14 protein-coding genes and 1 pseudogene are annotated in these 21,237 nt (G+C 35.5%); 4 read left to right on the forward strand and 11 right to left on the reverse strand.

Annotated elements, in window-relative coordinates:
• Positions 1–719: 719 nt before the first annotated feature.
• The 3 genes and pseudogenes from H6F32_RS21155 to H6F32_RS02120 form a co-directional block, all read right to left on the reverse strand.
• Positions 720–977: pseudogene (locus tag H6F32_RS21155) on the reverse strand (Hpt domain-containing protein); the annotation flags it as partial.
• A 113-nt stretch (positions 978–1,090) separates the two neighbouring features.
• Entirely contained in the window at positions 1,091–3,973 is a 2,883-nt protein-coding gene (locus tag H6F32_RS02115; RefSeq protein WP_190367688.1) for a methyl-accepting chemotaxis protein, read from the reverse strand.
• A 16-nt stretch (positions 3,974–3,989) separates the two neighbouring features.
• Positions 3,990–4,535: a chemotaxis protein CheW gene (locus tag H6F32_RS02120; RefSeq protein ID WP_190367689.1), complete on the reverse strand. Its 546-nt coding sequence runs from the start codon at positions 4,533–4,535 to the stop codon at positions 3,990–3,992.
• 117 nt (positions 4,536–4,652) lie between these two features.
• On the opposite strand from H6F32_RS02120, the gene H6F32_RS02125 reads away from it, so the two are divergent.
• Both H6F32_RS02125 and lepB read left to right on the forward strand, forming a co-directional pair.
• Entirely contained in the window at positions 4,653–4,919 is a 267-nt protein-coding gene (locus tag H6F32_RS02125) for a transposase (RefSeq protein ID WP_242031023.1), read from the forward strand.
• A 643-nt stretch (positions 4,920–5,562) separates the two neighbouring features.
• Complete coding sequence (lepB, locus tag H6F32_RS02130; RefSeq protein WP_190367690.1) at positions 5,563–6,201, forward strand: signal peptidase I; 639 nt, start codon at positions 5,563–5,565, stop codon at positions 6,199–6,201.
• 244 nt (positions 6,202–6,445) lie between these two features.
• Here lepB and crtO read toward each other — a convergent pair whose 3' ends face one another.
• The 7 genes from crtO to murC all read right to left on the reverse strand — a co-directional run bounded on the left by crtO (position 6,446) and on the right by murC (position 17,426).
• Complete coding sequence (gene crtO, locus H6F32_RS02135) at positions 6,446–8,128, reverse strand: beta-carotene ketolase CrtO (RefSeq protein ID WP_395939573.1); 1,683 nt, start codon at positions 8,126–8,128, stop codon at positions 6,446–6,448.
• 102 nt (positions 8,129–8,230) lie between these two features.
• Entirely contained in the window at positions 8,231–9,622 is a 1,392-nt protein-coding gene (locus tag H6F32_RS02140; RefSeq protein WP_190367692.1) for a cytochrome P450, read from the reverse strand.
• 114 nt (positions 9,623–9,736) lie between these two features.
• Entirely contained in the window at positions 9,737–11,128 is a 1,392-nt protein-coding gene (locus H6F32_RS02145; protein ID WP_190367693.1) for a cytochrome P450, read from the reverse strand.
• Between the two features lie 762 nt (positions 11,129–11,890).
• Positions 11,891–14,233: a DNA helicase PcrA gene (pcrA, locus tag H6F32_RS02150; protein WP_190367694.1), complete on the reverse strand. Its 2,343-nt coding sequence runs from the start codon at positions 14,231–14,233 to the stop codon at positions 11,891–11,893.
• Between the two features lie 83 nt (positions 14,234–14,316).
• On the reverse strand, positions 14,317–14,667 hold the full coding sequence (locus H6F32_RS02155) for a YbaB/EbfC family nucleoid-associated protein (RefSeq protein ID WP_190367695.1): 351 nt from the start codon (positions 14,665–14,667) through the stop codon (positions 14,317–14,319).
• A gap of 144 nt (positions 14,668–14,811) precedes the next feature.
• Positions 14,812–15,822: a UDP-N-acetylmuramate dehydrogenase gene (gene murB, locus H6F32_RS02160; protein ID WP_190367696.1), complete on the reverse strand. Its 1,011-nt coding sequence runs from the start codon at positions 15,820–15,822 to the stop codon at positions 14,812–14,814.
• A gap of 143 nt (positions 15,823–15,965) precedes the next feature.
• The gene (murC, locus tag H6F32_RS02165; RefSeq protein ID WP_190367697.1) at positions 15,966–17,426 is read right to left on the reverse strand and encodes a UDP-N-acetylmuramate--L-alanine ligase; all 1,461 of its coding nucleotides are present in this window, start codon (positions 17,424–17,426) and stop codon (positions 15,966–15,968) included.
• A gap of 535 nt (positions 17,427–17,961) precedes the next feature.
• Between murC and H6F32_RS02170 the strand changes: the two genes are divergently transcribed.
• Together H6F32_RS02170 and H6F32_RS02175 are read left to right on the forward strand one after the other, a co-directional pair.
• A complete protein-coding gene (locus tag H6F32_RS02170) occupies positions 17,962–18,366 on the forward strand; it encodes an NIL domain-containing protein (protein ID WP_190367698.1) in 405 nt (134 codons plus the stop codon).
• A 266-nt stretch (positions 18,367–18,632) separates the two neighbouring features.
• Positions 18,633–19,625 (forward strand): CHAD domain-containing protein, encoded by a 993-nt coding sequence (locus tag H6F32_RS02175; protein WP_199294445.1) that lies wholly within the window; start codon positions 18,633–18,635, stop codon positions 19,623–19,625.
• Positions 19,626–20,070: 445 nt separating this feature from the next.
• On the opposite strand, the gene H6F32_RS02180 is transcribed toward H6F32_RS02175, so the two are convergent.
• Positions 20,071–21,078, reverse strand: a complete 1,008-nt coding sequence (locus H6F32_RS02180; protein ID WP_190367699.1) for an N-acetylmuramoyl-L-alanine amidase — start codon at positions 21,076–21,078, stop codon at positions 20,071–20,073.
• Positions 21,079–21,237 lie beyond the last annotated feature (159 nt).

Here is a 21,237-nt window from a genome sequence, read left to right on the forward strand (position 1 = left end):
GCAATATTTCTAGGCAGAAAGTCATCCTCAAATAATTGGGTAACATCCTCGCTATCATCACTATTTTCTGGGGATTTTACTTGATAAAATGCTAATAAATCTGCCAAATCTACATCATTAACTTCTGCATCCAAATCTTGATTTGGTAATTGTATATCACTAGTGTTGAAAATTTCTTCTTGTTGCCAACTTTCCTCTAATTCTGTAGATTCACCTTCAAATAAGTCTGCTAGGGTATTTAATTCAGAGATTCCTGCTTCTGGTTCTTTATCATTTACTGATTTTGATATCAAGGATGAAAAATCTAGTTCTGAGGTAATTTCGTTGTTATCAGTTAATTGATGACAATTATGTTGTAGTTTTTCCCGTAATTCAGGAACATTAACTTGTTTAAAGAGTTGTAATATTTCCCGCAATATTTGCAGAACTTGAGTTTCAAATTCGCTTTTTATTTGGCTTTGGTTAATAGTAATCCCTGGTGTTATAGGTGTAACTGGTGGAGCAATTGTATCAGCTTTTTTTGTGTCTGATACAGCAGTATGTCCACTGGCTTTTACTGATTCTAGCAGATGTTGGTTAAGTTGCTCAATTACTGGTTCTGTGGCGGCCATTAAGGAATTAGCTTGATCTTCTGGTAGATCAAAGTTACTGCTGAGATAATCAATTAAGGTTTTTAATGTGTTAGAAACTTTGAGGAAGAGATACTCTAGTTTATGATCTACTTGAATAGGATGTTCTTTAAGAATTTTCAAGCACTCTTCGAGACGATGAGCAGTGCGTTGAATACTAGTTAATCCCAGCATAGCAGAACTGCTTTTGATAGAATATACAGCTCGAAAGACTTCATTAATCATTTCTGAGTTCTCTAATGTACTCTGAATATTGAGCAAACCATTTTCAATAGTAGCTAGGTCTTCTCTAGCTTCTTCCAAAAAGTATCCTAAAATCAGTTGTTGTTTTTCTTCTTCTGATTGCATAGTTGTAAGCTCACTACTAATGATTGATATCAGCTATCAGGAGTAACCGAGTCATAATCAAGAATTTTGACTTTTCCCCACTCCCTCCCAACTCCTCGATCACCTGACTCCTATTACCTTGTTTCTATAGTTTCTACACGAAAACGTTCTACTGAGGCAATTAAGTCACGGGATACGCCCACTAAATGCTGTAATGCTCCTAAAACTCGCTGCGCTTCTTGTGATGCTTCTTGGGCTGTTAGTTCCACAGATTGCATAACTTGAGCAACTGCGTGAGATGTTTCCGTTTGTTCTACGGTATCAGTAGTAATGGAACGTACAAGAATATCAATCTGTTCTACCACTTGAATAATATCATCAAGCGATCGCTTGGCTTCTTCTGCCAATTCAGTTTGATGAATTACCTGCTGTGTCCCCTCTTCCATTGCCATCATCACTGAGCTAGTTTCGCTTTGGATTTGCATAACTATTTGATCAATTTCTTTTAATGACTTAGCCGATTTATATGCTAATTGTCTTACTTCATCAGCTACTATAGCGAAACCTCTACCTGCTTCTCCTGCCCTAGCTGCTTCAATACTAGCATTGAGAGCTAATAAATTGGTGCGGGAAGCAATCTGAGAAACTATAGCCACGATAGAGCTAATTTCTTGGGATGATTCCGCTAATCGTTTTACTTTACGGCTAGTTTTTGCCACTGTTTCCCGAATTTCCAATATCCCTACCACCGTATTTTCTACAGATTCACCTCCCTTTTTGGCAATGTCACTAGCTTCACGGGTTACTGCCGCCGCTTCTCTAGCTGCTTCTGCTACCCGTTGAATGGAATCTGTCATAACTTCCACAGAATTTAGCGTTACTTTTAGTTCTTCTGCTTGTTGTGACGCATTCCTAGATAAAGCTCGCGCAAAAGTTTCAGAGTTGGTTAAGTCTCTGGTTACGTCTTTAGTAGCAAATTTCACCTGTTGTACAATATCCCGCAGGTTTTGAATAGTCAGGTTAAAAGCATCTGCTACTTCTCCTAAAACATCAGTTGTAACTTCAGCTTGGACGGTTAAATCTCCTCTAGCAGCACCTTCTACATCGTCTAGAAGGCGAATTACCTGACGTTGCAGGTTTTCTTTAGCTTCTTCTTGTTCAATAGCCTTACGTTGGGCTTCATTGGTGGTGGTGAAAATGACCCGTGCCATGTCGTTAAACCCGGCGGCCAAATACCCTAATTCATCTTCTGAATAAACTGTAGCTTCCACATTCAACTTTCCTTGACGTACAGCATCAAATTGAGCTTGTAAATCTTGAGTAGTGCGGCGAATTTGCTTGAGGGTAAGATTAGCCATAAACCCTGCGGTTGCTCCTCCAGTGAGTCCTGCTGCTAATACCATTAACCAACCAGTGTTTCTAGCCGCTTCTCGTTGAGATGCTGGTGTAAATGAAGTAGCGATCGCACTAGCTAAGGCTAAAACTATGGCAGATGCTAAACCTACCGTACCGGCTATATACCAATGTTTAGTATGGAGAGGGGCATTTTCAAAGAAGCCAAATAATCCCTGTTTAAAGGATACATTGGGTTCCGCTCTAGGTGTATCTGATTGAGTCAATCCAGGCACTACTTCTTGTGCGCCAGTGATTCTGAATAACTCTTCATCACGATCTGTATCATTATGAATTGATGAGTCAATAAATTGACCAGCAAAACTAGCAGCACTATTATCCTCAGAATCAGGTATTTTGCTGATCATATCTAGTGGTTCTGACATTAACCCCACATCACCACAGGTTGTTTCATCCCTGAGTTCAAATCCTGAAATATCACCAATATCATCAAATTCGTCAAAATTGTTTAACAACTCTACGTTATTTTTATTGGAAGTCTCTTGACTAGAGGTAGGAGAATTACTATTAGTGCCAGCAGGAGTATTAAAATTTTCTGATACCTCACGAGACGGTGTAAAAGTCATACTAAAATCTATGGGGTTATCTGCACCAAAGGCTGATTCAAATAACTCCATATCAAGATTATCATCATCCTCAAGACTGTTTATTTCTGCCCTAATGTTATTATTTGCATCTGGTTCTGATGCCATAGCATAGGACTGTTTTATCAATTGAGGATCCAAGTGATTCATTTCCAGTGAAATATGATGATTTAGAGGTTCTGCTGATGCAGACACCGGTGGATTTTGAGTTAATTCTGAGGTAGATAAGGGTTCTATTTCTTCGCTGATATCGTCCAACCAGCTATCATCATCTCCAAAGGACTGACTTAAATCTCCTGAATAATATCCTTGATTTTCTCCTGCATTATAATCATCGAAATTAACTGCTAGATTTTTACAGTTTAAATGGCTAAAATCATTACCAGCAGCAACGCTACTATCTAAGTTTTCTATGTGAAAAGTCTGAGAATTATTTTCCTCCTGATTTTCGTGATTATTAATATTAATTTCTGCAAAAGGATTTTCTGTAAATGGTGAATAGCTGCCATTTTCATTAATATCTAATGGGCCACTGTTGCTATTTGGATCATCTTCATGTTCTCTAAAAGGTGACAGTTCTAATGAAACAGATATTTCTTCATTACTAATATTTCCATCTGCTATAACTGCAAAAGGATCATGAATATTTTCAGATTGCTCTAAATGATTATTGTCAAAATTCAATAGATTCAAATTTGTATCAAAGGGATTATTGAGAACAGATGAATTTGATAATAGTTCTACGGTTTCCTGATGAATTGCTGATAGACCATTATTGGCAATAATGGTAACTTCTTCTTCATCTGAGAGATATAATACTGTTTGATATTCCGCCTGTGCAACTTCGTACTGTTGTAACACATAATAGATGTGTCCTCTAAGTAAATGCGAATTAGGATCATCTGGTGTGTCCCGTATTGCTTTGTCAATTAATGTAGCAGCAGTTTCATAGTCTTCTTGTTCATAAGCTATTCTTGCCTGATCATAAGTTGGATTATAATCATTTATATTTAATGCCATTTCCTCCCTCCCAAATTCATCCTGCCCAACGCGCACTCCGTAAAATTGCTATCTGATCTAGTAATTTCAGATATTTCTTTTGCCCATTTTTTGCAGTTTCAGTATCCAAGATCCATTCACCACGTAGAAATGGGGACATATTGTCAGGTATATTAGTAACTGGTAACAGACATTGAATATCCAGCCAGTGCATACCATTAAGTTGTTCGACTGCTAGACCAACTATTGTATCCTGATCCTGGATAGCAATTACCGATATTTCTGAGCAATCAGTATTTAATGGTGTTGTTTCTCCCAGAAATTGACCTAAATCTGTTACCCAAACTAATCTACCCCTTAAATTTAGAGTACCCAAAAGCAAAGGTGATGTATTAGGTATGGGAGTAATTCTATCGGGATTAAGTTCAATAATTTCTTTAATTCCTGTAGCTTGCAGTGCAAACTCCTGTCTTGATGATACATAAAACCTGAGATGTAATTCACACACAGGGCTTTCTAGGTGTAATTCAGGACGAAGTTGATTTTGTCTGCTACCGCCAAAAAAGTCTCCTTGATTAACCATGTTGTTTCATCCTTAACCTCCCAACAATTGTTTAACTATTCTACAACAGAACGAAAGTAGGGGTAATTCATGAATTACCCCTACACAAGAGTCAGGTTTTGAGTCCAGTTGTAGGGTATGGTTAAAAATCGTCAACTTGCCAGATCAATTAGTCTGGAAGGATGGAAAGAATTCAGGACGTTATGTGAAGCTAAATCACAAAAGTTTCATAGGGATTTCCGTGTTATTAGTAGATGGGAAGCAACAAGTCAAATTTGCTCTAAATGTGGATACAAATGGGGTAAACTTGATTTAAAAATTCGGTCGGTTAAGTGTTTGAATTGTGGAACTCAACAGGAACGAGATGAAAATGCTGCCAAAAATATAAATAAAAAGTCGGGATAGGGCATTGCCGCGACTCTAAACGGGCGCAGAGACAGAGTAAGACTACTTAGGTAGCGTCCGTCGGTGAAGCGTCAAGAATCACCGCACCTTCAGGTCGGTGAGTATGTCAATCTATGAGCTATAATAAAAAGTAATTAGTGAACAAGTTGGTATAATTTTACTAATTTTGTGTAAATTATAACTGTAATATTTACAGATGTTGATGTTACTGTTTATAAATCGTCATGATTATTCTTGATATAAGCAGTTATAAAGGCAAAACAAATGCCACCTATGCTAATATTTTGTAATATCATGGAACAGATAATAATTACACGCAAATTTATATGGAGGTTAATTTCCAAAGTAATGAAAATCAATCAGGGAAAATAGATTTAGTGAATAGTCACGAGTGGTTAAATAGCTGGTAAATAATCGCTAAATCATACACAGTTTGCCCTAAATGGTGCGGTGCTAGATAAAATCCAAAGCCAGAGATTGAAATAGTTGGGAACTTGGAGAAAAAGCTATAGAACCAGCTAATTATTATTGTATAGTTTCTGTATATGATTTGTTGAATGGTGCATAAAATTAATTGGGATTAAACTCCTATTTACTATATCATCCTACCCCTACACACCTTTACTACTTTTTGAGTAAGTTTATGCAAGATAAAGTATCTGTTAAAAAGTCTAGTGAACAAAATGATCATTCCTGGTTCTTAGAATTGGGGAAAACCGTTACGTTAAGTATAATTTTAGCCTTGGGTATCCGTACTTTTGTTGCTGAAGCGCGTTGGATTCCTTCTGGTTCAATGGAACCCACTTTACATGGTGTACCGGATCAGTGGAAAGCGGATAAGATTATTGTGGATAAGTTAAAGTATAGGTTTACTCAACCGCAACGGGGAGATATTATAGTATTTTCACCGACAGAAGAGTTAAAAAGAGAACAATATCAAGATGCTTTTATTAAAAGAATTATCGGTTTACCAGGAGAAACTGTAGAGTTAAAAGACGGTAAAGTATTTATTAATAATCGGCCTTTAACAGAGAAATATTTATATCCTAATCAACAAACTGTGATTAATGTTTGTAGTTCTAGTCCACAACCACCGTTTTTAACAAAAGCCACTACTATTCCGCCTAATTCCTATTTAGTTTTAGGTGATAATCGTAACAATAGTTATGATGGACGTTGTTGGGGTGTAGTACCTCGTGGCAATATTATTGGTCAGGCTGTGGTTCGCTTTTGGCCTGTTAATAAGATGGGAACGATTGATAGGGAGCCAGTGTATCAGTAGTCAGCTATAGGAATAGTCTTAGAATTTTGAAAAAATCTAAGTATTTGTAGGGTGTGTTATTTTTATTCGTAACGTACCCTACGTATCTTTCAAGAATCAAATATTAGAGGATGTTTGTAAGGTCTAAATTAACACAAAAATAGGCTATTGGAAATCGCGTCTACACAGGTGGTCAGTGTATAGTAGCGATAGCGCGGCGTGGCGTAAGCCTTATGATATTCGCCCCATACTTTTAAAACATCCCTTACTTTCTTCTGAACACAGATTGTAAACCTCTAAAAATCGAGTTTTGACTCTGCAAAAATACCCGCGCACAATTACGCCCCGGCATCCCGGAAATTGAGCCTCCTGGATGTGTTCCTGCACCAGTTAAATAAAGATTTTCCACAGGGGTTTTATAATTAGCTAATTCCGGCAAAGGTCTAAAAAATATCATTTGATCCATCGTCATATCAATATGATAATAATTACCTTTATACGCTCCTAACCTTTCACCTAATTCTGCTGGACTTTCTACCCTTCTGGCAATAGTAGCTTGTTTGATATTTGGTGAATAAACTGCTAATTTATCTATCACTTTATCTGCCACTTGATTTTTTAATTCATCAGTCCAACCAGTGCCATTTAAACCGGTTCCTTCCTTGCCAGCAATTTGATAAGGCGCGAAAAATTCAATCCATAAAGTATGTTTTCCTGGCGGTGCTAAACTAGGATCGAGGGCACTAGGCATTACTACATACATGGAAGGATCGCTATCAGGAATTTCACCAATTGTACATAAACTATGAGCTTTTTCTACATGATTCATAGAGTCAGCAATTAAAATTGAACCTATCAAATATTCATCCTGGTGTTGATGGTGGACAAAGTTTAAAGGTTCATTCAATGCTATATCTATTTTTAAAATAGTTTCATTATTATTAACTATTCTTCTGGTTAATCTTTCCCTTAATTGTAAATCAATATCATCCTTTTCTGTCATTTGTAAAAACAAACGTTGAGCATCAATATTAGAAATTACTCCATATTTTGCCTGATATTCTTGACCATTTTTAACCCGCACTCCCACAGCTTTATTATCATCAATTAATACCTGTTTTACCTGTTGTTCTGTGAGAATTACACCACCTTTACTAGTAACTAATTTCACTAAAGCAGCTACTAGCGCACCTGTACCACCACGAGGTCTAGCCATACCAGGATTATGACGCATAGACATCATCATTACACCAATGGCCAGATTTTTCTGGGATGGAGGCGCACCTAATTCTGACGCTAAACGTGATAGCGGAGCTTTCAAAAATTCCTCATCAAACCATTCATTTAAAATATCTTCTGCACTATTTAACATTGTTCGCACAAAATCCATACTTTTTTGTGTTGAACCAACCACAGAAAATAAGTCTTTATATTGTTGTAATGTAAAGTTACTAAAAATATCTATAATTGACTGTGGAGGTGCATTAAACATGGGAGTCATGGCGTTAATTGCCCGTAGCCAATAATTAGTAAATTCGGCATATTTTCGCGCATCTCGTTCATTATATCTGGCAATTTCTCCGCAGGTTTTTTCTAAAGATTTATGGGCTAAAAAGTATTTGCCATCGGGATGGGGACAAAAAACAACGGGATCACATTGTAAATATTCTAAACCATATTTAGTTAATTCTAATTCTTGTACTACTGGTGCTAAATGAATAAATTCATGGTCAATAGCACAGAGATTAAATTTAAAACCTGGTGTTTCGGGAATACATTCTTCTGTAGTAGCAGCACCACCAGGAACGGGGCGTTTTTCTAATAATAAGACACTGTAACCTGCTTTAAGTAAATAAGCAGCACATACTAAACCATTGTGTCCAGCACCGATGATAATAACGTCGTATTCTTGCATTTTTTTTGAGAGGGTAATGGAGTTTCTGGGAATATTTTTAAAATCCCCAATTTTTGATATTATCTCATATTAATTGATCATTTTTTGCAGATAATTAAGAAGATTTTATTAAAAAATTCGGGGATCTCGCTATATCTAAACTACTGTTTTCTCCGTTGTTATGATATGACTAGATTTTGGCGATCGCACATTCTCAATTAATAAATTAATAGGAGCATTTGGTCCAGTAACTAAACCCCGTCTTTGTGGTTTAATTTCCTGAGTGTTCACTAATTTCATTGACCAGGTTTTGACAATTTTAGCTAGTACTAACTTCATTTCAAATTGGGCAAATGCTAAACCTAAACAACGTCGCGCACCACCACCAAAAGGGAGAAATTCATAAGGGGAAAATTGCCTTTCTAAAAAACGTTCTGGTTTAAACTTTTCTGGTTCTGGATAAATATCTTCTCTACGATGGGCTAAATAAATTGAACCCATAACAATTGTACCAGGTTCAAGTTGATAACCAGCGACAGAAATAGGACTTTTTACCCTTCTAGGAAAAGTTAGCATTCCTACAGGATAAATTCTTAGAGTTTCATTACAAACTGCTGTTAAATAAGGCAACTTAAAGATAGTATTACAATCAAAATTATCTCCTAAACTATCCAATTCTGCTAATAACTTTTCTCGGACTTCTGGTAATTTATGAATCCAATATAAAGCCCAAGAAATTGCGGTAGCTGTAGTTTCATGTCCAGCAACTAATAAAGTTATCAGTTCATCTCTTAATTCTTGATCTGTCATAGCTTGACCATCTTCATCTCTAGCAGACATGAGCAAATTAAGAATATCTGTTCGATGAGGATCAAAATTTGCTCGTCTTTCTTCAATTTCCTGATAAATGAGCTTGTCAGCTTCTTCTTGCTTTTTCATTTGTCGGTTCCAAATTTCCGAAATACCAAACATTTTTTTCAATTTTGGAAAATAGAGAAAAATCACTCTCCACGGGGTACTACCTTGTTCTAAAATTTCAAAAAGTAAATGTTCCAGTTTTTCTGCACGTTCCCCTTCATAAATACCAAAAACAGCTTCCATCATTACCTGAAGTGTAATTTCTTGGGCAACATTTCTCACATTAAAAGATTTACTTTTCGGTTGTTTATTGATATTTTTCGTGGTAATATTCTCAATTAATTCTGCATAATTTCGCATTCTTTCACCATGAAAAGATGGCATCATTAATTGACGTTGACGTTGATGTGCTTTACCACTAATAGTAATAACCGAATTTTTGCCAAGTAAATATTCAAAAATACTATTTATTTCTCCTGGTGCTTCTAGTTCTTTCTGATCATTACTTAATACTTGTTGCATAGCTTCAGGACTATGAACAAATAAAAGTGGTGGTAAATTACTTTGTAATTTCAGTGCAAATAAATCTCCATATTTTCTCGCACATTCTACCATATAAGGCATGGGTCTGAATACCCAATTTAACACTTGAATAAAATTTGGTTCTGGAGGTTTGGGAAATGTAGACATTATATTCTCCGATTTTTTATTGGTTTTGTATTTGACAATTCATGATAGAGTATTTAACACAATTCCCACTATAACACATTTGAGGATAGTTGAAAATCCAGATTCCCGAATTCTTTAATAAGTCGGGAATCTTAATTTTACAGAGTTGCGAGAAACTGATGAACGACTACCTTTAAGTAACATCTTAATTTCTCGATTTTGCCCGATAGTTAAACCACGACGTTGAGGTAAAATATCCCGACTAGGAATTAATTCTAACTCCCAATGTTTGACTATTGTAAAAATAGCTAATTTCATTTCCATTTGGGCAAATGCTAAACCTATACAACGTCTTGCACCACCACCAAAAGGTAGAAATTGATATGGTGAAAATTGCTTTTCTAAAAATCTTTCAGGGTTAAATTTCTGAGGTTGTGGATAAATATCTTCTCTGTGATGAGTTAAGTAAATTGAACCCATAACTATGGTGCCTATTTCTAATTCATATCCACCGATAGAAATTGGCTTTTCTACTATCCGAGGAAAGGTAGACATTCCCACAGGATAAATTCGCAATGTTTCACAATAAACTGCATTCAAATATGGCAATTTAAAGATGGTATTAATATCTGTATTGTCTGGTAAACTATCTATTTCTGCCTGTAATTTTTCCAGTATTTCAGGATTTTTATAAATCCAATATAATGCCCATGATAAAGCTGTAGCTGTGGTTTCATGTCCTGCGGTTAATAGGGTAATTAATTCATCTCTTAATTCCACATCTGTCATAAATTCACCATTTTCATCTTGTGCTTGTAATAACAGAGTAAAAATGTCATTTCTGGAGGAATCTAATTTATTTCTACGTTCTTGAATCTCTGTGTAAATAATCTGATTTATGGCTTCCTGACGTTGTACTTGTTTACCCCATAAACTAAGATTACCAATACTTTGCTGTAAGGCAGGAATATGTAATAAAATGGCACTAAATATGGAGGTTCCTTGATCTAAAATCTCCTTAATTAGTGCTTCTAATTTTTGACTGCGTAAACCTTCTTTTATTCCAAAAACTGCCGACATAATTACTTTTAAGGTGATATTTTGAGTTAAAGCACGAGCGGAAAATGGCTGATTTACTGGTTGTTGATTAATTACTTCTTTGGTAATATTATTAATAATATTTGTGTAATTTTTCATTCTTTCACCATGCAAAGATGGCATTAATAATTGGCGTTGTCTTTGATGTTCTGTTCCACTTAAAGTAATGACAGAATTTTGTCCTAAAAGTAAAGAAAATGCTTGATTTAATTCTCCTGGTGCGGTTAGTTCTTTAATGTCATGAGTGAGAATTGTTTGCAGTGCTTGGGGGTTACTAACTATGACAATGGGAGGAGTATTTTTATCAAATCTCAGGGTGAAAATATCCCCATATTTCTTAACACATTCATCCTGAAAAGATAGGGGAGTGGTTATCCATTTGACAAATTGTAAAAATGCTGGTGTTTGTGGACCTTTTGGTAAAGACATAAGATATTCCCTGGTATCAGTGTTAATGCTATTTTCTTACATTAACCGAAAAATTACTAATTATGGGGTTGAGTATGCAAAAATCAGATCCCCGACTTCTTTAAGCAGTCGGGGATATTATGGTTCATGGTTGTATTTAATTATGTATTAAAAAAGTTCAACAAAACGACAATGTACTTCAGCAAAAATGGGCGTTGCTGATTAAGGGTATGATGAAAGTTTCACGCAGAGGCACTCCAGGTACACAAGAGTAAGATTTTCATTTTTGTAACTTTTCCATTTCATACTCTAATTCAGCAAGGACACTTACACAAAATATCTTTGCAGACTTTCATCAAAATATCCCCAACTTCTTCACTAAGTCCGCGATATAAATCTTTACGACTTGTCACGCTTATGCGATAGAGATAGTTCTTCATCATTAAATTCAGCATATCAGGTTTTTTCAATGGTGTCAAGGGCAAAAAAGATTTTTGCGGGGCTTTTTTTGAGTGATAAATGTTAGGGAATCTTTAGTAACTTAACTTTTCTTAACAAAGATGCCTATTTTATGCAAAATTCTTAATAATTCTTTATATTTGAGAGATTTATTGAACATTTTTCTCAATAAATTAACGAATTTTGGTCTTTTCAGCCATTGCTCTTGACAAGGTTTTCAGAAATGGTACACTTTTGATAGTATAATTTGGGACTATCTATATTTAGAAATTTAGACCCCCGACTTCTTTAAGAAGTCGGGGAATAGGATCTAATATTTGTTTTTTAACCTACAATTTTTTGTAATTGTGCTATTTTGGGATCTACAATTTTTTGACCGACAGTAGCAAATTTGATGGCTACAGAAATTTTATTTCCTGTACCAAAAATATGGGTTATTTCTCCAATTCCAAAAGATTTATGTAAAACTCTTTCTCCTACTTGCCATATTTCATTATTTCCATTATTACTATTTTGGGAAGGTTTTACTGTGGGAGTTTTTGTCATGGGACGAGTAACTTTATGGGTACTAGTTAATAATTCCTCTGGTAATTCATCGAGAAATTGCGATCGCATAGCAGGTTCTCTAGTACCATATAATCGTCGTTCTCGAGCATAGGATAAATATAACCTTTCCTGAGCGCGAGTTATACCCACATAACATAAACGTCGTTCTTCTTCCAATGCGATAGGATCTTGTAAAGAACGATAACCAGGAAATAAACCTTGTTCCAAACCCACCAAAAATACCACTGGAAATTCTAAACCCTTAGATGCGTGTAAAGTCATCAAAGAAACAGCAGTTTGTCCTTCCTTTAAATTATCCAAGTCAGAACTTAAAGCAGCACTTTGTAAAAATGCCTGTAAAGAAATATCATCCCCTTCATTTTCTTCTTGAAATTGCAAAATAGCATTATTTAATTCATTGACATTACTAATTCTATCATCAGCTTCATCCGTTCCTTGATTTTGTAGATCTTCAATATATCCAGAGTCTTCTAAAATTCCCTGTAACACATCCGCAGCAGGAATAATTTTCATTTGTTCTTGCCATTTTTGTATAATTGCGGCGAAATTATTGACAGCTTTAGATGAACGTCCTGCTAAAGTATTTACAGAAGTTTCATCACTAATAATTTCCCAAAAAGTTGTACCTAATTGTTGTGCAGCAGCAATTAAATTATCAACAGTTGCTTTACCAATACCACGACGAGGAGTATTAATAACTCGCATTAAACTAACAGTATCTGATGGATTATTAATAGCACGTAAATAAGCAATAACATCTTTTATTTCCTTGCGATCGTAAAATTTCATTCCTCCTACTACAATATAGGGAATTTGATATTTTAATAATGCTTCTTCAAAAGGACGAGATTGAGCATTTGTGCGATATAATATAGCAAAGCTACCCCAATTTAACTCTGGGTTTTTATTAGTTAAAGTGCGAATTTGCTCAATTACAAAACCTGCTTCATCAACTTCATCATCTGCTTTATGACAATAAATGTCTTCCCCTGCATTTCTGGTAGCTCTGAGAATTTTATCAATGCGTTGAGTATTATTTTCAATTAATTCATTAGCAAGCTGGAGAATATTTTCACAAGAACGATAGTTTTCTTCTAATTTGACCATTGTTCTGGTATCGTCATCATGCAAACCATCACCAAAATCTTGATTAAATTCTAATAAGATGGTAAAGTCAGCCATTCTAAAACTATATATTGATTGGTCTGCATCTCCTACCACAAATACAGATCTGTTTTGCCAATTCCACTCATGTTTTTTTGCTTCTCCGTTAGTTACTAACAGATGAATTAATTCATATTGAGTACGGTTTGTATCTTGATATTCGTCTACTAAAATATGACAAAATTTACGATACCAATAACCTAAAACCTGTTCATTTTGTTGAAATAACCTCGTAGGAATTAAAATTAAATCATCAAAATCTAAAGCGTTATTTTGAGCTAATTTGTCTTGATAAAGACTATAAACATCTGCTATAACTCTACCGCGATAATTAGGCTGTTCTCGTTCAAACTCTTTGGGGGAAAAACCTTGATTTTTGGCGTTACTAATGGCATAACGTACAGAACGAGGTTCAAACTTTTTACTATCTAAATTTAATTCTTTAGTAACAATTTCTTTAATTAAACTTTGGACATCTGACTCATCAAAAATAGAGAAATTTCTATCCCATTTTCTACCCTTTTCATCTTGATATTTTTCGATATCAAATCTCAAAATACGGGAAAATAAACTATGAAAAGTACCACACCACATATCTTTTATATAAGTGCGGTAGATTTTTGATTTTAATAAACTTTGTTCATATTCTGTTAATAAATCAAATTTTTTCTGATATTCTGTAACAGCTAATTGTTCAGCAAATAACCGTTGAATACGATCCTTCATTTCTCTAGCAGCTTTGTTAGTGAAAGTAACAGCGAGAATGTTTTCAGGATGGACGCGATGGGTAAGAATTAAATTAGCAATACGATAGGTTAAAGCGCGAGTTTTACCAGAACCAGCACCAGCAACGACTAATAACGGACCACAATAGTGTTCCACTGCTTGACGTTGACTGGGGTTAAGATGGTTGAGGAAATCAATGGTTTTAGTCATAGAGGTAGATTTAAAGACAAGTATGAATTTAATTAGGGAAAAGAGAAAAAAATCCTCTTTTCCCTAGCTGTGCTTTATCTTAACTATGATAAACCAGGTAATTCCAAACCACTGGTTAAGTCTTCCATCCGTTCGCGCATGGTTTGGGTAGACTTTGTATAGGCATCTTTCATAGCCGCAGTGAGTAAATCAGAGAGTACTTCTGCACCTTCATGTAAAGCCGCAGGATCAATTTCAACTCGTTTAGGTTCTTGGTTGCCAGTAACAGTTACTCTAATTAAACCACCACCGGATTCACCAGTAATCTCCATTTGCTCTAATTCTTCTTGGAGTTTTTTTGCGCCTTCTTGCACTTGTTGTGCTTTTTGAAAAGCTGCGGCTAATTCTTTCATTTTGCCTAAGCCAAAGCCAAATCCCTGTCCTTTTCCTGTCATAATTAATTTACCAATGTGTTATCAAAAACAATTCAAATCTCATTATAAGTGCAAGGAGTCACCGAGTCAGGAGATTAAGTAGTCAGGAGTGAGGAGGGGAATTTTCCTCCATAGTCTTACTGTCCACTGTCCACTGTCCACTAATTAAAACTCACCTAACATTTTAACTTCTGGTTCTAAGCAAATTGACCAACGTTCTTGTACTTCATGTTGTATATGACGAATGAGGTACAAGATATCATTAGCTTTAGCTCCACCACGATTAACGATAAAGTTAGCATGAAGTTGGGCTACTTGCGCTCCCCCTACTTGATAACCCTTGAGTCCGGTTTGTTCTATCAACCAGCCAGCAGAGTATGGTTTAGGGTTTCTAAATACACTACCACAACTGGGGTAACTATAGGGTTGTGTGCTGAGTCTATGTTGTTTGTGTTGTTTGGTTTTTGCTGTAACTTGAGCAGGATCAGATCCTGGTTGTAGTTGCAAAGTGGCTTGTGTAACAATTAATTTACTGCCCTGTAATAAGGAACTTCTGTATCTATAACCTAATTCTGCGGCTGTGAGTGTTTTTAGTTGACCTTCTGGTGTAAATACTTCAGCACTAATTAACATATCCCCTATACAGCTATTATGCGCTCCTGCGTTCATGACTACAGCACCACCTATTGTACCGGGAATACCTACAGCCCATTCTAATCCTTCCCAACCTAAGGAAGCGGCTTCATAAGCTAAACTGGGAATGGGTTCCCCTGCGGCCACGGTAATTTGACCTGTATGCTGATCAAATTGTTTAGACCTAAGATGACGGGTAGAGATGACTAGGCCGGAAATACCGCGATCGCTCACCAATAAATTAGAACCTGCCCCTAGAATAGTGATGGGTAAATCCTGTTTGTGAGCATATTCAATACTGGCCTGTAATGATTCTATATTATGAGGTGATACATACCATTCTGCTGCACCTCCCACACGATAGGAAGTATAGGCTGATAGGGATATTTGAGATTGCACAATACAATCAGTACCAGGTAGGTGATTAATATTACTATTCCCTTGATATTTGGCGGAACTATCAGCGTGATAATTCTGTGTTTCCTGCCCTGGGTTTAATTCAGCAATTTTAGAGATTTTGCCAGATTTCTGGGAAATTATCATCTTTATCTCAATTTGGTAAGTTTTTGATATTTGTTACTCATAGCGAGGTGCAAAGATCTAGAGGTGCAGAGGTGGAAGTTCCTTATTCTGACTCCCAACTCCCGAACCGCTAGGTCTGCGAAGGGTCTCCCGACTCCCGACTCCTAAGATGTAGCCTTTAGCGGTTCACAGAGGGAAGTAATAAGTTCAGGAATAGTTTGATTTAAGTTACCTGCACCTAAAAATAAGGCCAAATCTCCAGGACGTAAAGCTGATAATAAAAACTCACTCACTAAGGCTAAAGTTGGTTGATATACTACTTGAGGATGATGTTTATTAATAGCTGTGGCTAATAATTCTCCGCTAATTTTGTCTAAATTGGCTTCTCCTGCGCTATAAATATCTGTTAGCACCACTAAATCAGCATAAGTAAAAGATTGGGCAAATTCTTCTAAAAATGTTAAGGTTCTTGTATAACGATGGGGTTGAAAAATCGCTACTACTCTTTGTCCTGGTCTAGCTTGTAATTTTGCTGCCGCTAAGGTAGCACGAATTTCGCTAGGATGGTGAGCATAATCATCTATAAAAGTAATTCCTGTAGCTTCCCCTCGAAACTCAAACCGTCTTCTTGCTCCCATAAAGGTGGCTAAACCTTTAGCTATTTCTCCGAATTGTAAACCTACGTAACGACCTACCGCTACTGCTGCTAAAGCATTACTTAAATTATGTCGTCCTAAAAGTTGTAAGTTTAAAAGTCCCAGTGCTTTACCTTTTTCCCATACTAAGGCTGTTGTGCCATCAGCACGATAATCTATATTGGTAACGCTATAATCTGCTCCTGTTTCTGGATGTAAACTGTAACTAATGGTAGGTTGTAGACTATCACGCACTGTTTCACAATCTATGCTACCTACTAATATCTGACAATTTTGGGCAAAGGTTTTAAAAGTATGAACTACTTCTTCTAAACTTTGATAATGATCGGGATGATCTAATTCTATGTTAGTAATAATCCCTATGGCTGGGGAGTGTTTGACTAGTGAACCATCAGACTCATCCGCTTCTGCTACTAAATAACGGCTTTCTCCCATTCTAGCGTTACCTTCCCAAGCCTTGACTTCCCCCCCTACTAAAATTGTCGGGTCAAGACCTGCTTCGAGTAACATATATCCAATCATACTACTAGTGGTGGTTTTACCATGAGTTCCTGCCACCGCAATGCTATAATAATCGGCAATTAAGGCTGCTAAAACATCAGAACGGTGGAAGATGGGACATCCTAGTTCTAAGGCTGCTTTATACTCCAAATTATTGCTGTTAATGGCGGTAGAACAAACTACTTGGGGTAAGTTCGTTTTTGCGGCTGATAATTTTTCTGGTGATGTTGATAGTACACCATTAATAGGAGTATCAGATAGGAAAAACTCTAGGTTATCCGCTTGTTGCTGACTAAAAATATGAGCGCCCAATGTCTCTAATTTGTGCGTAATATGGTTAGGTCGGGAATCTGAACCAGATACGGGAAATTGACGTTTTGTGAGAATGTATGCTAATGCTGACATTCCAATACCGCCAATACCAATGAAATGAAACGGTCTGCCACTAAAGTCTATACATTTATTCATGCTATACTCCTTTTACACCACACCACTCTATAATCTCAAATCTCACGGGTATCATAACAGGATTTTGATTTTTACAGATACTACATTACATTTGTCAATTTTGCATTTCAGCTTTGAGCTATCAGCTGTCAGCAGTTAGCTGTAAGTAGTCAGCAGTCACAATAGAGAATAAAAAATTTTCTCCACACTCCCAACTCCCAACTCCCAACTGCCGACTCAACACTCAAGAGTCAGTAGATAAGTTACCTTACTTTCAGGTTGTTTGATTACTTTTTACTACATTTTGTCCATAATTTACTTTATCAATGATTTAATTGTTACTTATGTTTTTTATTTAGTCCCGATTTACCCCCATAGGTAAAATGATCAATACTACTGTCTATGCTAAGATTATTCTGACAATTCCTATCACTTCGGGAAAATTTTTCAGTTAAGTTGAATACATCTCATTAACCTTTACGAGAGTTGGAATTCGGTAAGATGGTAGAATAATTATCACTATCATTTGCAAGTTAACTATTACCTATTATAATTTATGAAAAAACGAGTTACTTTGACTTTTCCTAAACGTGCTGTGCAAATGCCGATCACTTACCGACTTGCTAAGGATTTTAATGTAGCTGCTAATATTATTCGCGCTCAAGTTGCGCCTAATCAAATTGGTAAATTGGTAGTAGAATTGCTAGGAGATATTGATCAGTTAGATGCGGCTATTGATTGGATGCGATCGCTCCACATTCACGTTTCTTTGGGTTTAGGTGAAATTGTCATTGATGAAGATGTATGTGTTCACTGTGGTTTATGTACTGGAGTTTGTCCTACGGAAGCATTGGGGATTCATCCAGAAACTTATAAATTGAATTTTACCAGATCACGTTGTATTGTGTGTGAACAATGTATTCCTACTTGTCCAGTACAAGCTATTTCTACTAATCTTTAGGAGTCAGGAGTTCCAGGAGTTAGAATAAAGAATTTCAACTTTTGACTTTCAACTTTTGACTTTCAACTTTTCCCTGCACCTGAGACTAAATCGAAGTATCTGAAGGTTAAATATAAGTTAAAAATAGTTAAATTAGCAATTAAATTTACAATTTTTGATGTTCATTTCTCACTTTCTAATCTTTAATTTAATGTTTAATTTTGAACTTTTAATTTTTAAAAGTGATATTATGCAAAAACTAGATTATAGAGTTAATGGTTATATTTATGGAAACCCCCACAAATATCCAAATAGAAGTATCAGTAGAAATACCAGTTAAAACTTTAGCTGACTATGCATATCAAGCCATTGATAAGCATTTCCAGAAAACTATGAAGTGGGAAAAATCTGTTAAAAAAGATGAAGATCCTGAAGCATTACATCAAATGCGCGTAGGAATACGGAGATTAAGAACTGCTATCAATCAATTTTCTCGATATTTAGATTTACCAGAGACAATTAATGATAAAAATATCCGTAAAATTGCGCGTATTTTAGGGAATTTGCGAGATTTAGATGTATTAAAACAAATGATCGAAAATGATTATTTACCACATTTATTAAAGAAAGAAAAAACATCTTTAAAAGTTGCGTTTGCTGCGTTAGAAAAACAGCGAGGAATTGCAGTAACTCATGTTTATCAAATGTTTAAAGATGAACTTTATAGGTGTTTTAAGGTAGAATGTCAAAGTTGGTTAGATCATCCTATTTATCAACCTTTTACATTTATCCCAGTTAATCATATATTACCAGAGTTACTGATGCCAATGGTTAGTGAATTTTGTTTACATTCTGGATGGTTAGTAGGTACAGAAATTCTAGGGTCACAAATTTTAATAAATGAAAAAATTACACCTATGGAGTTAGAAAAAACTGTGGATAAGCATGGAGAAATTTTGCATGGACTCCGCAAAAAAGCTAAGAGTTTACGTTATCAGATGGAGTTATTTTCTGAATTATATAGTGATGATTTTAGTAATCAAATTTTAGCAGTTAAACAAATTCAAGAAGTTTTAGGAATGTTGCAAGATATTGTGGTTTTACAGGGTTGGTTAAGTAATATCTTTAAATCAGAGATGGATAGTGAATTGGGTGGTTTAAAGACGCTTTTAGCGGTAAATCGTTATAAATTATGGCAGGAATGGCAACCTATTCAAAAACATTTTTTACTAGCGGAAACAAGATATGATTTACATTTAACAGTTTTGCAAGTCAATTAATAAAAATATTGTGAAAGTAGGGGTAATTCATGAATTACCCCTACAAAAGAATCAGATTTTTGATGACCAGGATATCCAGTGATTATAAGCTGTTGTGCTTTTAACTTGAATAATTAATACAAGCAAGATGCTTGTGTTACAAGGGTTTTATCATGAACATCTGTACCTCATGTAGATGGAATGTGCTGTAGTTTTTTTGTATCGGAGTAAACTAGTAAATAAATATTGTCATCTCACAGACAATTAATCAATAACCATCCTGAAAATCCTTAAATCCTGGATATCCTCATTCTGACAATTATGTTATAATCAAAATAATGTCTATAAGAATTTTAATTACAAATTAATCAACATTTAATAACTATCCTGAAAATCCTTAAATCCTGGACATCCTGACTCTGACAAAAAAAGGGTTTAGCATTGCTAAACCCCTACATTATATTGACTAACCTATTAATTTCTGCCAAGTCATAGAACCAATAATACCATCAGCAGTTACACCATTTTGTTGTTGAAATCTTTTAATTGCTGCTTCCGTTTTCGGACCATAAATACCATCAGGATCAGCGCCTACACGATATTGTAAATAGCGAATAATTACACCACTAGCATGAGTTCCTTGTATTACTCTTTTAGCTAATATTTCATTAATAGCATTCCAAGTGCTTTGATTAGCTGTTCCTGCGGGAATAATACCCACAATTTTCTGAAACTTTTGTACAGCAGAAGAAGTAGCAGGTCCAACAGAACCATCTTCTACTAAAGGCTTACCATTTCTATCAGTAATTTTCAAACTATTGAGGGCTTTTTGTAATCTGAGAATGCTTGTATCTTTATTATCAGCAGGGTTAGGAATAATATTACTAGAACTTGCAGAAGATGGAGTTGCAGGAGATTGAGGATCTGCCGCAGGTTTAGGATCTGGTTGGTCATTGTCACCTACTACTTTACCAGTTAAACCTTTAACTATAGCGGTTGCCATTTTTTCACCATCATATAAATCGGTGTCTTTTTGTGAATCAATAAAGCAACATTCTATTAAAATTCCTGGCATATTTGTATTTCTTAAAACATACAAATGTGAACCATCTTTGACACCACGATTAAAAAATCCTAATTTAACAATTTCATTTAATACAGGTACGGCATATTTTCTACCTGCGTCACTAGCAGCAAAAACTTCTGTTCCATTTGCTTTACCATTAAAGGCATTAAAATGAATGGAAACATAAAAATCCACTCCTGCACTATTAGCTTTACTACAACGTCTTCCTAATGATTGACTCACAGTACCAGCACTATCGGGTTTACAGGGTATTACTGTATGTCCTAAACTTTTTAACTTATCTATAACTTTATTTCCTACCTCCATAGTTAATCTATCTTCTGATTTAATCCCAGTTGCACCACTATCAGGAGGGCAATTATGTCCAATATCAATACCAAATTTCATCAGTGTGTCCTCTATTTATCTGAATTTACTCTTAAAATAATACAAAACATCCCAAATTATATCATTATTTCATTTTTTTGATTAAAATACTCAAATTTCCTAGTTATTTAAGAAGTTAGGGATCTTGCCTAAGATGGATATTATGCGATTAATGCCATT

This window comes from Anabaena sp. FACHB-1237 (assembly GCF_014696225.1).
In the GTDB taxonomy this organism is placed as follows: domain Bacteria; phylum Cyanobacteriota; class Cyanobacteriia; order Cyanobacteriales; family Nostocaceae; genus FACHB-1237.

Excerpts from the sequence above, each read along its gene's own strand:
- H6F32_RS02175 (WP_199294445.1), top strand. The coding sequence starts at position 18,633 with ATGGAAACCCCCACAAATATCCAAATAGAAGTATCAGTAGAAATACCA.
- H6F32_RS02180 (WP_190367699.1), bottom strand. The coding sequence starts at position 21,078 with ATGAAATTTGGTATTGATATTGGACATAATTGCCCTCCTGATAGTGGT.
- H6F32_RS02115 (WP_190367688.1), bottom strand. The coding sequence starts at position 3,973 with ATGGCATTAAATATAAATGATTATAATCCAACTTATGATCAGGCAAGA.
- H6F32_RS02145 (WP_190367693.1), bottom strand. The coding sequence starts at position 11,128 with ATGTCTTTACCAAAAGGTCCACAAACACCAGCATTTTTACAATTTGTC.
- H6F32_RS02125 (WP_242031023.1), top strand. The coding sequence starts at position 4,653 with ATGGTTAAAAATCGTCAACTTGCCAGATCAATTAGTCTGGAAGGATGG.
- H6F32_RS02155 (WP_190367695.1), bottom strand. The coding sequence starts at position 14,667 with ATGACAGGAAAAGGACAGGGATTTGGCTTTGGCTTAGGCAAAATGAAA.
- lepB (WP_190367690.1), top strand. The coding sequence starts at position 5,563 with ATGCAAGATAAAGTATCTGTTAAAAAGTCTAGTGAACAAAATGATCAT.
- H6F32_RS02170 (WP_190367698.1), top strand. The coding sequence starts at position 17,962 with ATGAAAAAACGAGTTACTTTGACTTTTCCTAAACGTGCTGTGCAAATG.
- H6F32_RS02120 (WP_190367689.1), bottom strand. The coding sequence starts at position 4,535 with ATGGTTAATCAAGGAGACTTTTTTGGCGGTAGCAGACAAAATCAACTT.
- murB (WP_190367696.1), bottom strand. The coding sequence starts at position 15,822 with ATGATAATTTCCCAGAAATCTGGCAAAATCTCTAAAATTGCTGAATTA.
- murC (WP_190367697.1), bottom strand. The coding sequence starts at position 17,426 with ATGAATAAATGTATAGACTTTAGTGGCAGACCGTTTCATTTCATTGGT.
- H6F32_RS02140 (WP_190367692.1), bottom strand. The coding sequence starts at position 9,622 with ATGTCTACATTTCCCAAACCTCCAGAACCAAATTTTATTCAAGTGTTA.
- pcrA (WP_190367694.1), bottom strand. The coding sequence starts at position 14,233 with ATGACTAAAACCATTGATTTCCTCAACCATCTTAACCCCAGTCAACGT.